The organism is Flavobacterium sp. LC2016-13 (genome assembly GCF_009707955.1).
Lineage (GTDB): Bacteria > Bacteroidota > Bacteroidia > Flavobacteriales > Flavobacteriaceae > Flavobacterium.
Genome location: NZ_WMDQ01000003.1, coordinates 178029 through 191444 on the forward strand (window position 1 = coordinate 178029; position 13416 = coordinate 191444).

A 13416-nucleotide genomic window follows, 5' to 3' on the forward strand; every position below is an offset into this window, starting at 1 on the left:
TTAGAACTGTTTTTTATACCTACTTAATCTGACCAACCAAAACCTCAACGATATGAACTGGTTTATCAATTTAACGGGAAAATTTAAAGACAAATTTTCGAGCTCGAATGCTACAAATGAAGGTCTTGAAAATTTAGAAAAGGGAAAGCGGCTTTATAATTCCAATCAAATTCAGGACGCTTTGATTTATCTGGATAATGCTATCAATTTAGGTTTTGATAACGGAGCTTATGAAATAAGGGGCAATTGTTTTCAAAAACTGGATTATCATTATAAGGCGATTGAAGATTTTGACAAAGCAATTGAAATGAATCCTTTGGAGTTTTCTTATTATTATAGCCGTGCGGTTTCTAAAAAAGCTATTTTAGATTTTACAGGACAAATCGAAGATCTTCATAACGCTATTTATTATTACAAAAGAAATAAAAGTGTCGAAAATAATTTCCTGAAAATATTTGAAACGGACTTGCTAATCGCGAAAACGTATATCGAAGGTTTAAAGCAAAATATTACTGATTTGCACCATACTCCTTATCTGGAAATTAAAACCCTGATTCGAGATTCTTTGCATCTTATAAAGAAAGTAAAACTTAAAAACGTAAGACCTAATTTTCAACATAAAGCAGATATCAAAACTTAATGCTATAAATCGATATTCTTCTGTTTTTCTGACGTAAACTTTCTTATACTTTTATGAAGAATGCTTCGTGTATATTTTTTTTTGCTTTCGTAATCTTTTGTACATTTTTCGAGTTCTGCCAATAATGATTTAAAACTATTGTAAAGTACCGTTAGTTCTGCCATTTCTTTGCGTATTTTATCATCTTCTTCTAATTCTATTTCTTTAATATTAAGCAACATATATTCATATTTTTGAAATACATCTAATAAATTTCGATGTTCCCTATTATCAATTCCCTGCATAATTATGTTACTCCAATATTTTAAAAATTAAGAAAAAGTGATTTTACTGAACCAGAATAAGTAAAGGATCCGCATCAGTATTACTAGTAGAAATAGAAAGCGATTTTAATGTAGTGGTTTTCATTTTACTTGCGTTTCCTGCCATAACATTCAATGCGTTATTCAATAAAACTTCTGAAGTATTTCCTAAGGGAAAAACCTCAAGTTGTTGAATTTCATTTACAGCAATGGTTGGATTTATTCCTTTTGAATAATTTCCTTCGTTTCTGGCATTGAATAGTTTATAGATTGCCGGATATAAAACCCAACCTTTTTTTCCTGCAATTCGATCATCTTCTATAGAGAAACCGGCTACGTCTTTGCCAAACGTTTTTTCTCCAATTGCAATAACTTCCATATAAGGTTTGAGGTTATTAATAATGAGTTCTGATGCTGATGCAGTTCGGTTTCCGCATAACACATAAATCCTGTTAATTGATGGATGTGCACTTTGTAAAGCTTCAAAACTTACTTTAGTTTCATTGCTTTCTAAGGCTTGTTTAAAAGACTGATCGACTTTTCCGCCATTTGCATTTCCTTCAAATTTTATAAAAAGATCACTTGATTTTATGTTTGGTGCCAGAATGATACTTAATGCGGCTGCAGATGCTACATCTCCTCCTCCATTATATCTTAAATCTAAAACCATTTCTGTTATTGCTTTGCTTTTTAATTCCTTAAATAGCTGTAGATAAAGCTGCGCTTGTCCTACATCAAAATGAGAAATTTCTATGTAACCAATTTTAGTACTTGCATTGGTAATAACCTGATATGGCATTGGCTGTGTAAAACTAAATCCTTGCGATAACGAAATTTCTTTTGGATTGGAAAAACCGGATTGTGCTGAATAAGAAGTCAACTTTAAATTTAACTGGCTTGAAGCAATCATATTTTTGTACAATTGGTCATAGTTTCCGGCGTTCAATTCTGTTCCGGATATGTGTGTGATAAGATTACCTCTTTTTAAACCGTTATTTTTAGCCGGAGAATCTGCCAATACATATAATATTACAGCATAATATTTTCCTTCAAACTCAAAAAAAGACACATCAAAGCCAAATTTTTGTCTCAGGCTTTGTATTGCTGTCTCCGGCTTTTCAGGATGTATGGCATAGGAATAAATATCATCTTTCTGGAGTAATTTACCGAAATATTCTTTCGGATTTGCCGACAAATCCCCCTGTGCCGGCATTGTATCACTCCAGCGATAATATTTCTTCATTTGCTGATATATCCATTCATTGATATATTCGTTCGTGCCTTCATTATAGAACTGAACCGGATCATCTGAACTGCAAGAAAGAACTGAAACGTCTATAAAAAAAATAATGCCGTAGAATAGATAGGTGTAAATTTTATTTTTCATTTTAAAATCTATAAATATGAATTTTAATCACTTACAAAAGCATAACAATATGTGTATTACTGTTATTTAAAAACAAAATAATCAGTTAAATTTAAAGTTCCGTCAACACCTGTAAATACTCCGTTTGCATCACTTTTTTCTTCAAGCACAATTAATTTTGATTTATTATTTGTCATGGTCATAATTACAGTAATTTTTTGACCCGGAATATAAGATTCTGTTGTGCCGTGTTTTACCAATTCCATTAAAATAGTTGGAGGTGAGCTAAAAGGAAATTCAATAAAATTACCAAACTTATCTTTGTTTATATTTTCAATGGTGCCTAAAACTTGTCCGTTAACTTTACGCAGAATTCCATCTAAGTTTCCTTCATAACCGCTTTTAGAATATTTATTTTGATTAGGGAAAATAAATTTATATCCGCTGTTTCCTGTTTTAGTCAAAACACCCAATCTTATGGAAGAAACTTTATCAATCCAAAGGTTTTCTTTTGCAAAAAACGAAAGTGTATCTTTCGGTTTTTCTGCCGTAAAATGGTAAGTATGTAAAATCTCTTTTGTTACTTTATTGGTGATTTCAACTGTTTTCCCTTCGTCTCCAAAATAGACAAAATCATAATCTTTGTCTATTTTTTTTACAAAAGCAGTTTTTTTGTCATTTCCAATCAAAATCACTTTACCGTTTATGGTTAGCTGCAAAGAATCACTTACGGCGCTGTAACCGTTGATGGTTATTTTTCCGGGTTGATTCGTTTCTGCACCGTAATACGGAACTAAATTATCATTGGTACAAGATGTAAAAAGTGTTGTTATAAGCGAAAAAATTAATACACTTGTCAATATATTCTTCATGTTTATTTTTTTTATTGTCGTCATGTTTTGCTAATCTTAAAATGATAAAATTTTAGGATTTTACTTTTTAATAAATTTTAATTTTTGAGAAACTCCATTATTGGTAACAGAAAGAAAATAGATTCCTTGCGATAATCCTTCAACCGATAAACCTTCTGGTTTGTATGGAGATTCTTTAATTAAAAGTCCGTTTAAGTTGAAGATTTGTAATTTTGTTTCTTCTGTTTGAAATTCTTCAGCTATTTGTAATTCTAAATTATTCTGAACAGGATTTTGTTTTATTCTGCAAAGCGATGATTTTAAATCTACATCATTAACTCCTAATAGTGATTCTGCAACTACTGATATTTTATTGATTTCATATCCAATAAAATGTGTTTCAAGTTTATTTCCCAAGGCAATATATAATGTTGTTTCACCTTTGAATTGTGAAATATCTACAGTATAATCTTTAAACTCTGCTTCATCTCCAGTTAATCTTTCTAAAGTAATAGTATTCAAAAGTTTAAATGAAGCCGGGTCCGGCGAAGTAGAAGCATAAATTAATAAATCCTCATTACTATCATAAATAGCAGGTTGTGCATTAAGGATTAATTTAATTTTTCCTGAATAAAACGATATATCCAGGGCAGGACTTATAGCCAGATTATCTTCATTTGTTTCTAATTGTCCACCTGTAGCAAAATCAATATTATAGGTTCCTAAAACATCGATAATACCATCTGTAACAGTTTCTGTAAATTGAATGTTTTTACGTGCCATCCAATTACTGCCGTTTGCATCTTTATCTAATAAAGTCCAGTCTGAAGCGTCGGCATCATCAAAATCATCTTCCCAAATTGTATATTGAGCAGATGCTATTCCTGAAATCATAATAAAAACTAATAAAAGTAAATTTCTTTTCATTTTTTTAAATTTTAAAACATGGGCAGAAATACTCTGCCCATGTAGAATTATAATAACTAACTTATTGTATGCGTATTAGAAATTATCAAACTTTGTCCAAGTGTTAGTCCAAAGCGTTTCTGTTTTAAATGCACCTGTATTTCCTGTTAAATCCAATGCTCCATCATTAAAGAATGGTTGAGTAAGTCCCCATTTTGGAGCTGGAACTGCTGTAGAAGTAGAAGTACCTAAACCTGAAATTGTTGTTCCTACTGGTAGAGCTACATTATCAAACCCGTGGATTGATACTCTAGAATAAGAAGAACCAGCTGGTAATGAAGGAGACTCCCATCTAATTCCTGTGTTATATCCTGTAACAGTAACATCAGTAAGGCTTATGTTACCTGCTCTACGTACGTGAATAGCATTTTCGTATAAATCAGCTACAGTAGTTGAGCTTACTCCTATGATTGATAATTGAGAAATAACCGGACGTGTGATAAGTGCTGTAGAAGAACCAGTAGCATTGTTATCTAATTCGATACCATTAGAATCTGGATTTCCACCGCTTAAACTGTGTGTAGAATTACTATCTGCAATTGCAATCGCTTTTGTAACTGTTCCTGTATATCCAAGATCAAAGTCAAAGTTATCATCATCCGGAGCAAAAGAAACTAAATGCGAAGCATTTACTGTTCCTCCAAAAAATTCAAATGAATCATCTCTTCCGTATGATACCTGAACGTGATCGATAGTTGTACCTGAACCAACACCACCTAAAGTTAATCCGTTGATTTCAACTCCAGTTATAGCATCTAAAATACGTCCTGCAAATTCGATACGAACATAATTTAAAGATCCACCGTTATGAAGATTATTAGAACCTCCATAATAAAAATCAGTAGGATTAACAAGCTGATCTCCTAACCCTTCGATTACGTTAGAATCTGATCCGTTATTTACAGCAGCATCACCTAATATAACAAGACCTCCAAAATCACCTGGAGCAGCTGTTGTTGAAGCACCGTCTAATAAATTGTAACTTGTAAAAATAACTGGTGCAGTTGCAGTACCTTGTGCATCAATTTTACCTGTTTTAGTAATAACAAGAACTCCAGTAGCAACTCCTGCAGCTAAAGGTTTAGCTTTAATAAATGTTCCTGCTTCAATTGTTAATGTAGCTCCTGATTTTACACGAACTACACCTTCAATTTCCCAAACTTTGTCGCTAGTCCAAGTTGTGTTTGTTGTAATATCCCCGCTTACAGTTTGTACTGTTGTAGGATATCCGCTGTAGTCAGCACTAGCAGATTTCATAGAAAAAGAAGAATCAGCAGATGAATCATCATTTTGGCAAGAGCTCACAGCAAGAGCTACCATTGCACATAAAAAAAATTTTTTCATAATAATTTAATTAATGCTATATTTGCTGCATTACAAACTAGGCCTTTGGAGAGAGCAGCAAAATATCTTTCCTTAGGTCTTTCTCTTTTTTGGTAAAGATCTTTTCAATAAACGATCCCGCTTTACCATCGGGGTTTATACCTACTAATCCGTCTTTCACTCATAGGATTTTTTTAACGCAGTGAAAGGTTCGCTTTCCATTCTTTTAAAATCTTATATAAAAGAAGATCTCATTTACTTCCATTTTAAAAGAACATCTTAAAGTACTTTTTTACATTTTTGATTAATGCATTAAACAAAAAAGAAATCTATTACTTACAACTAAATACATTAGATTTTGAAAAATCAAAATGTCATCCCCAATTTTTATTGTTAACGGTTTCTTAATATATGCTCCCGTTTGTATCAGGATTACAATGAAATTGTTGAATTAAAGATTAACTAATCTGTAGTCTTTATCATCAAATTTCTTACGACAGATTATCAACCTTAAAATGAATAATTAATTGATAAACTTATAGTTCTTCCGTTTTTGGCTTTAAAAACTTCTTTATCAATATCCTGATCGAATTTGTTTGTTGCACCTGCTCCCAAACCAAATCGCTCTCTTGGATTTACAACACCCGAGATGTCTTCTATTTTACTGTAACTGTTGGCGTTGTTGTATGTTTCTATACCTGCATCAAATAAATTTTTCATACTGCACTTTAGCTCCAGATTTTTTTCTTTAAAAAATTTGTAGCTCACCTGAGCATCTGTTACAGCATACGGTTTGCGAATTTCTTCGGCAAAATATTCAAAACCTACAAGTATATACTGATCACCTACGGCATTATGTCTAAGACTGAATCCTAAACGTTCGCCTACATAATCAAGACCTAAATTATAAGTATAAGGTGATTGGCCGTAAAGCGGTCTGTTGGCTTCATAAGTTCCACCTGTACCGTCTAATCTAACATATGAAGTAACTTTTGTATCGTTTACAGATGCATTACCATAAACAAACAGGTTCTTTAATATATCGCCTTCTCCTAAAAAAGAAAGGTTTTTATAAAACTCTAATTCAAAACCCCAAAGCTTGGCATTGTCTGAATTGGTGTTATAGATATCTCTGGCACCAGATGCATTTAAAAAACCTACTGCTTCGATTGGATTATCAATATTTTTATGATAGACACCAAAGGATAAAAGTTCACCGCCTGATGGAAACCATTCTAATTTTAAATCATAATTATTGGCAACGCTTGAAACTAATCCGGATGTATAATTATATACTTTAGCAGAACGGATGGGATCGAAATACGGAATCGTTAATCGCTCTGCAAATTGTGGACGCAAAACAGATTTGTTATAACCAAGCCTTACGTTCATTTTATTAGTAGGACTTATAATTAAACTGGCTGATGGCAGAAATTGCCAAACTTTATCATCTCCCTGAACTTTTGCAAAATCATTAGGAACTTCAGACTGGCTTTCTATTTGTGTATAAATATAACTCTCTGCTCTTACTCCCCACACGAATCTTACATAGCTGCCAAGTTTGTCATCGAGCATTAAAAATGGTGAATGTATTTTTACATCGCCAACATATCTATTACCATATATTCCGAAATCCTGCCAGCCAAAACCTCCATAATAATAATTTGACCCGTCTAAAAATTTACTCAATGGTTCATAAATTTTAGCTCGCTCAGCAGTTTGTCCCACCGTAACTAATTTAGCAGACTCCTGTTGGTTTGTTGCTTTTTTATAAGTTCCGAAATAACCTGCTTTGATATCATTTGTAAAAGAATCACTAAAATCAAAAGAATATTTAAAGTTAATAGCGGCATTATAATCAACTTCATCATTTGAGAAATTACTTCTTCTAAAACTATTTCCTGGATTATAAACATCATAATACTGTACTACATCATCACCTACTTTATCTCTTCTTATATCTACAAATGTTGCATCTTTGGTATCTTTTGTAACATTGCCGTAAGCCCCATACCAATTGATTTCTAATTTGTCGAATTTATGATTTCCTTCAATTTTATTTTGAATAAAAGTGGTGTAAACCGGATAATCAGATTCAGATGTAGTGGCCAGATTACTACCGTCTAATATATCTGAAGTAGGCTGAGCAATATCCCAGCCTGTAATCTGGGTTAATTGATTATTATAAATGTGCATTACCGTATTACGGGTTGTAATTTTATGATTATCCAACTGTATAGATGCATTAAACATTCCGCCAAGAGTTGAGTTATAATTATAACTAGCTCCTGAATTTTTAAATCCATATTGTTTAAAAGTTGAATAAGGTGCACCTTGCTTTTCTTCAGTAAACTCAGAATTACTTTTATAAAGACCTCTTTCTGTATGTTCTATATCTAATTTTTCCTGCGTATTCTTAAAAATTAATGACCCGACAAACCCCCATTTGTTATTGTCTTTTAATTGATAAGTTCGTCCTATACCAAACTGAAGCGTTGTTCCCGGTGCTCCATACGTTTTATAAGTACTGAAATTATCCTCAGTAAATTGTTTTGACTGTTGAAGAAACAGACCAGATTCTGCTTCGGTTTTAGGTAACTCTAATGCAACAAGACCTGTAGGATAATCGCGTCTTCCGTCATCAAATCCCCAATAATCATGATCGCCTTCTTGTCTTGTAAGTCTTTCTTTAAAAGTGCTTCTGCTATTATAAGAAGTGCTTATAGAGAAATTGGTGAAATTTTCTTTTGGAATATCCATCGTTTTAACCTCAACATAACCACCAGCAAAATTGGCGTACATATCCGGAGTTGCAGATTTACTGACAACGATACTCTCTACAATTGAAGTTGGAATAATATCAAAAGAAAAATTTTGCTGATAAGCATCTGTACTTGGCAAAGCAATTCCGTCCATAACAGCTTGGTTCCATCTTTCGCCCATAGAACGCACTACAACATATTTATCGCCTACAGTTGTTACACCAGTAATACGTTTTAATGAACTTGCAACATCTCTGTCCGGCGTTCTTGCAATTTGTTCTGCCGAAATTCCATCAGAAAACTGAGCCGCTTTTTTTTGCTGCAATAACAATCCCTGAACAGATGCTGTCGCTTTTTTATAATCCTGAACAATAACAACTTCCTTTAGCGATTCTGCATCTTCTTTTAAAGAAACAACTAATGGCGTTTCTGAGCCTTCAAGAACTTTTACACCCGTAATTTTTTGAGTTTGAAACGAAATAGCGCTAATCTCAATTGTATATTCGCCAGGTTCTAATTCTAAAACATAATTACCATCAATGTCAGATTGTGTACCTAAACTTAGTTCAGCAACCATTACATTGACACCCGGTAACGAAAGTCCGTTTACGTCTACAACTTTACCTGTAATTTTTCCCTTCTTTTTTTTTTTCGAAGCGTCTTTACTATTTACGGCTATATTATTTTCATTTCTTCTAAAATTCAGATTTGTCATGTTTTGTAAATCAACCAGAATTTCATCAATCGAAACATTATCTTTTTTTAACGTAATAAGCGGCACAGTCAGATCCAGGTTTTTTTGATAAATAAACTGGTAAGGCGTGCGCGATTTTAAGTTATCGATAATTTTTTGCGGCGAAGAATTTTTAAAATCAACCGAAACAGTTCCGGTTTGTGAATAAATGTTTGTTCCGAAGAAGACTCCGAAAAATAAAATCCAAAAGGCAAATTGCCTGAAAAGATTATTGTTCATAATTGATGATTGTTAGTGTATTAGAATTAATTTTAATGTGATATTTAGTTTAATGTTTTTTAAAAATTTGAATGACAAGTCCCTGTCCTATTCAAATCCGTTTATCACAGATTCAAATAAGATAATCGTTAAAGCTATTTTGCTTTATTTATTTACTTATGAGATAAGTCCCGTTTCCTGTCGACTGAATTTTAATTTCTAAGGCAAAAGCAATAGTCTGAAGCATCTCAAACAAACCTTGTCTCGTGTCAAGTGTTCCTTGTATTTTAAGGTTTTTTAAATCTTCATCGAGATAATTTACAGAAAATGTATGATCTGATTTTAGCTTCGTTAAAACCTCTTCCAGCGTTAATCCATCTACATAAATCAAAACCTTTTTCCAGTCCGGTTCAAAAACATTTGTTCTTTGTTTATTTACCATCGATGTTTTTTCTGCGTAAACTGCTTTAAAACCTCTTTCCAGAAAAACACTGTTTTCATCAGTTTCTACTTTTACTTTTCCGGTTCTTACATTTACTTCAGGCTCTTTATCGCCGTATGCTTTTATATTAAATGAAGTTCCTAAAACAGTCGTTTTAATAGTTCCGGAACTAATAATAAAAGGTCTTGAAGGATCACGTTTTACCTCAAAAAAAGCTTCTCCTTTTAGCGTTACCGTTCTTTTGTCCGGTGAAAATTTTGAAGGATATTCCAGTTCAGAATTCTCATTTAGCCAAACACGGGTTCCATCAGGCAAAAACAAAAGGCGTATGTCTTTGGCAAATGTTTTTGTTGCAGTAACTTCTTGTTTCTGTGTATTAAATTGAATAAAAGCCTGATAACTGCTTATAGAAAGCACAAATACGGCACAGGCAACGGCCGCCCAGTTATATACATTTTTGTATTTGTCAACCGTAACCTTCCTTATGTTAGTCCACATACGGCTACTTGTTTCATCAGGAAGAATGCCTCTGTTTGGTATTGCGTTCCATTCTTCTCTTACTCTTTTAGACTTCATTCAATCAACATTTATATAGTGAAAATTTATAGCCGAATTTATCGATTCAACTACATTAGATTTTGACTCTTTTAAATATCACGGGGCAATATCACTATTAACGTTTTCTTAATGTGAAGGAAGATTTTACTTAACTTTGGTTTTGAATCAAAAAGAAAATTTGCTTCTAAAACAGTGCTATTATAAGTAGGAAAATCAATAATTTAATGGATAATTTTTTATGAAATTATTTCTGACTGGCTTATAAAAAACAAGGCAAACCAATACAATTCATGATTTTTTACAGAATGCTTTTTTAGAAACTGCAATGTTTTAGAAATCTGGTTGGCAACGGCACTTGGCGACATATCCATTTCCTGCGCTATTTCTTTATAACTGCGATCTTCAAACTTATGAAGATTGAAGATTTTTCTTCTTTTTTCAGGGATTTTATTTAGAAGATATTCTATTTTTTCGAGTTTGGCATTGATTTCATCATCAGCTTCTAATGGGCTGTCGAGTTCTTTAATCAACTGATCATTTTCGAATGAAAAAATCCTGTTTTGCTTTTTATACCATTTTGAGATTTCCTGTTTTGAGCTTTTAAACAAAATAGCTTCTAAATCTACACTTGGATCTAATTTTGTTCTGTATTTCCAAAGATGAATAAATACATTTTGAGTAACATCTTCTGAATCTGCTAATTGAGCTGTGTATTTTTTTACAAAACAAAAAACTTTATAATGATACAAATCATAGATTTCTTTAAAACAAGAATCATCTCCAGCACGTAACCGTATTACCAAATTAGAACTCATATTTTAATTTTAATTGTTAAAGAAGACCCTTACAAAAGTATAATAAACACTTATTGATATTTTTAGGATTTGGTCATTTAATAATTTATTAATATTGCAATATGTTTTTTGAACTTATGCTTGTTTTAAAATGATTATGTTGTTTCAAATCGATAATCTCTTAAAATAACGATTAAATGCTGATTCTAAAATCATTAAGTAATTCTTCAAAATGAAAATTCATATTTTTGGTGCATCCGGTAGTGGCGTAACTACAACAGGCGAAGCTTTGTCTGAAAAATTAAATGTACAATACCTTGATAGTGACGCTTATTTTTGGGAATTGACTGAGCCTCCTTTTACGGTTAGAAGAAATCCTGACGAAAGAAATTTCAAAATAAAATCTGACCTTGAAAATTTAGACAATTGGATTCTTGGAGGTTCTGTTTTTCAATGGGGAGAAAATGTTTTTCCTGATTTTGACTTGGTAATCTATTTGTGGATTCCTTCAGAAATCAGAATTGAAAGACTCAAAAAAAGAGAATTTGAACGCTATGGAAATATCATTTATACACAGCCGGAAAGAATAAAACAATTTGAAGACTTTATGACCTGGGCTTCTGATTATGACAATAATACAGGTATTGCAAGCAGAAATTTTGAGGCGCACGAAAATTGGATGAAAACCATTAAATATCCGATTTTAAAAATATCCGGAGATTTAACTTTAGATGAAAGAATCGAACTAATCATCGAAAAAATTCAACTGGAAAAGCTTCGCATTTTTTAGACATTCACATAAATCTAAAACTTTGACAAAGCTTGCCAAGATAATTTTTCAACACATAGGTTTTGTATAATAAAAAAGGCGTTCCACTCATTTAAATAAACATAGCTATGTGAATTTATGCATGTGAAACACCTTTTAAAATTTCAAAAGCTATGTTTCTATGTGTTAAATATTTTTCACGCAGATTTGACAGATTGAGCAGATTTAAATCTTTTAATCTTTTAATCTTTTAATCTTTTAATCTTTTAATCTTCTTACATATATCCTCCGCCATCAGATTTATTTAATCTTGAAAAAGTAATACTGGATAAAATGGTAAAAATGGCCAGAATTATAAATGTATATTGAAATGCCTTTGTTTTATCTATTTCAAAAATTCCCGATTGAAATAATGAAAGCACCAAACTTGCCACCGATACGCCAAAACTTACCGAAAGCTGCTGCATAATTACCAACATTGTATTTCCGCCGCTTGCCGTATCCTGATCTAAATCTGCAAGCGTAATGGTGTTCATTGCCGACATTTGTATAGATGTAAAAGCGCCGTAGAAAATCATTAATATAATGTAATAAGCAATTGGTGTATCGCGCTCTACAAAACCGAGGATAATTAATATGATTCCCAACAATATAGTATTACTAATTAAGACCGTTCTGTAGCCAAAAAACTTAATGATTCGCACCATAAAAGGCTTAACAGCCACGTTTGCCAATGCAGAAGGCAATAACAATAATCCCGATACAGAAGCTGAATAACCAAAACTAGTCTGTAACATTAGCGGCAATAATAACGGTAAACCACCAATTCCTAATCTTGTGACCAAACTTCCGGTTAAACCTATTTTTAATGTTCTTATATTGAGTAATCTTAAATCGATAATTGGTTTTTCTGTTTTTTTATAATGGATGAAATAAAACAAAGCAAGTAATCCTGATAAAAACAATAAACCAAGAATCAGCATCATGTGCGTTCGCCCGCTGCCGATAAGTTCCAGAACCATCGTAATAAAAATCAAAGCCAGACTGAAATAAACCAATCCCCTGAAATCAAATCTTCCGACGGCGTGTTTAAAATTGGGCATAATTCTATACGCCATCGAAATTCCGATAATACCAATAGGAACATTCACTAAAAATATCCAGTGCCACGATAAATTATCCGAAAGAAAACCGCCCAAACTTGGTCCAACCACCATTCCCAATAAACCAAAAACCGTAATAAAGTTCATTGTTTTCAGTAATTCGTTTTTGGGATATTGATATAAAATAGCCAGCCTTGCTATAGGAACCATCATTGATGCACCAATTGCCTGTAGAACCCGCGCCATATTAAAACTTCTTAAATCTACTGAAAGGGCACAAAATACAGAACCTGTTACAAATAGAAAAACAGCAATCATAAACATTGTTCGTGTACCAAACTTATCTGCGAGCCAGCCCGAAAGCGGTATAAACATGGCAAGTGTAAGCGTGTAGGTAACAATAACAGAATGCATTTCTGTTGCTGTATATCCCATGTCCCGCGCTATGGAAGGCAATGATGTGTTAAGAATTGTACCGTCAAGAGACTGAATAAACATGGCTACAGCTGTAACCCACGGTAATAAATGCACGGCATTTTGTTCTTTTTTCTCTTCTGTTTTCTGAACCATTTTAATTTAACTGATTGT

The 13416-nt window shown here is 32.6% G+C and carries 11 protein-coding genes; 2 read left to right on the forward strand and 9 right to left on the reverse strand.

Annotated features, from left to right (window positions below):
- The first annotated feature begins 52 nt into the window (after positions 1-52).
- Entirely contained in the window at positions 53-640 is a 588-nt protein-coding gene (locus GKZ86_RS07980; RefSeq protein ID WP_154782585.1) for a hypothetical protein, read from the forward strand.
- A gap of 2 nt (positions 641-642) precedes the next feature.
- On the opposite strand, the gene GKZ86_RS07985 is transcribed toward GKZ86_RS07980, so the two are convergent.
- From GKZ86_RS07985 to GKZ86_RS08020, 8 genes are all read right to left on the reverse strand, one after another.
- Entirely contained in the window at positions 643-861 is a 219-nt protein-coding gene (locus GKZ86_RS07985) for a hypothetical protein (protein ID WP_228526570.1), read from the reverse strand.
- Positions 862-967: 106 nt separating this feature from the next.
- The gene (locus tag GKZ86_RS07990) at positions 968-2329 is read right to left on the reverse strand and encodes a S41 family peptidase (RefSeq protein ID WP_154782587.1); all 1362 of its coding nucleotides are present in this window, start codon (positions 2327-2329) and stop codon (positions 968-970) included.
- Positions 2330-2391: 62 nt separating this feature from the next.
- A complete protein-coding gene (locus GKZ86_RS07995) occupies positions 2392-3180 on the reverse strand; it encodes a hypothetical protein (protein ID WP_228526569.1) in 789 nt (262 codons plus the stop codon).
- A gap of 60 nt (positions 3181-3240) precedes the next feature.
- Positions 3241-4086: a T9SS-dependent choice-of-anchor J family protein gene (locus GKZ86_RS08000; RefSeq protein ID WP_154782589.1), complete on the reverse strand. Its 846-nt coding sequence runs from the start codon at positions 4084-4086 to the stop codon at positions 3241-3243.
- Positions 4087-4161: 75 nt separating this feature from the next.
- A complete protein-coding gene (locus GKZ86_RS08005; protein ID WP_154782590.1) occupies positions 4162-5469 on the reverse strand; it encodes a hypothetical protein in 1308 nt (435 codons plus the stop codon).
- 489 nt (positions 5470-5958) lie between these two features.
- Positions 5959-9183, reverse strand: a complete 3225-nt coding sequence (locus GKZ86_RS08010) for a TonB-dependent receptor (protein ID WP_154782591.1) — start codon at positions 9181-9183, stop codon at positions 5959-5961.
- A 148-nt stretch (positions 9184-9331) separates the two neighbouring features.
- Positions 9332-10180, reverse strand: coding sequence for a FecR family protein (locus GKZ86_RS08015; protein ID WP_154782592.1), 849 nt, complete (start codon positions 10178-10180; stop codon positions 9332-9334).
- Positions 10181-10398: 218 nt separating this feature from the next.
- Positions 10399-10977, reverse strand: coding sequence for an RNA polymerase sigma factor (locus GKZ86_RS08020; RefSeq protein WP_154782593.1), 579 nt, complete (start codon positions 10975-10977; stop codon positions 10399-10401).
- Between the two features lie 211 nt (positions 10978-11188).
- On the opposite strand from GKZ86_RS08020, the gene GKZ86_RS08025 reads away from it, so the two are divergent.
- A complete protein-coding gene (locus tag GKZ86_RS08025; RefSeq protein WP_154782594.1) occupies positions 11189-11746 on the forward strand; it encodes an AAA family ATPase in 558 nt (185 codons plus the stop codon).
- A gap of 254 nt (positions 11747-12000) precedes the next feature.
- On the opposite strand, the gene GKZ86_RS08030 is transcribed toward GKZ86_RS08025, so the two are convergent.
- Positions 12001-13398: a DHA2 family efflux MFS transporter permease subunit gene (locus GKZ86_RS08030; RefSeq protein ID WP_154782595.1), complete on the reverse strand. Its 1398-nt coding sequence runs from the start codon at positions 13396-13398 to the stop codon at positions 12001-12003.
- Between the last annotated feature and the right edge of the window lie 18 nt (positions 13399-13416).

Coding starts and splice junctions, on each gene's coding strand:
- GKZ86_RS07980 (WP_154782585.1), top strand. CDS start 53: ATGAACTGGTTTATCAATTTAACGGGAAAATTTAAAGACAAATTTTCG.
- GKZ86_RS07985 (WP_228526570.1), bottom strand. CDS start 861: ATGTTGCTTAATATTAAAGAAATAGAATTAGAAGAAGATGATAAAATA.
- GKZ86_RS07990 (WP_154782587.1), bottom strand. CDS start 2,329: ATGAAAAATAAAATTTACACCTATCTATTCTACGGCATTATTTTTTTT.
- GKZ86_RS07995 (WP_228526569.1), bottom strand. CDS start 3,180: ATGAAGAATATATTGACAAGTGTATTAATTTTTTCGCTTATAACAACA.
- GKZ86_RS08000 (WP_154782589.1), bottom strand. CDS start 4,086: ATGAAAAGAAATTTACTTTTATTAGTTTTTATTATGATTTCAGGAATA.
- GKZ86_RS08005 (WP_154782590.1), bottom strand. CDS start 5,469: ATGAAAAAATTTTTTTTATGTGCAATGGTAGCTCTTGCTGTGAGCTCT.
- GKZ86_RS08010 (WP_154782591.1), bottom strand. CDS start 9,183: ATGAACAATAATCTTTTCAGGCAATTTGCCTTTTGGATTTTATTTTTC.
- GKZ86_RS08015 (WP_154782592.1), bottom strand. CDS start 10,180: ATGAAGTCTAAAAGAGTAAGAGAAGAATGGAACGCAATACCAAACAGA.
- GKZ86_RS08020 (WP_154782593.1), bottom strand. CDS start 10,977: ATGAGTTCTAATTTGGTAATACGGTTACGTGCTGGAGATGATTCTTGT.
- GKZ86_RS08025 (WP_154782594.1), top strand. CDS start 11,189: ATGAAAATTCATATTTTTGGTGCATCCGGTAGTGGCGTAACTACAACA.
- GKZ86_RS08030 (WP_154782595.1), bottom strand. CDS start 13,398: ATGGTTCAGAAAACAGAAGAGAAAAAAGAACAAAATGCCGTGCATTTA.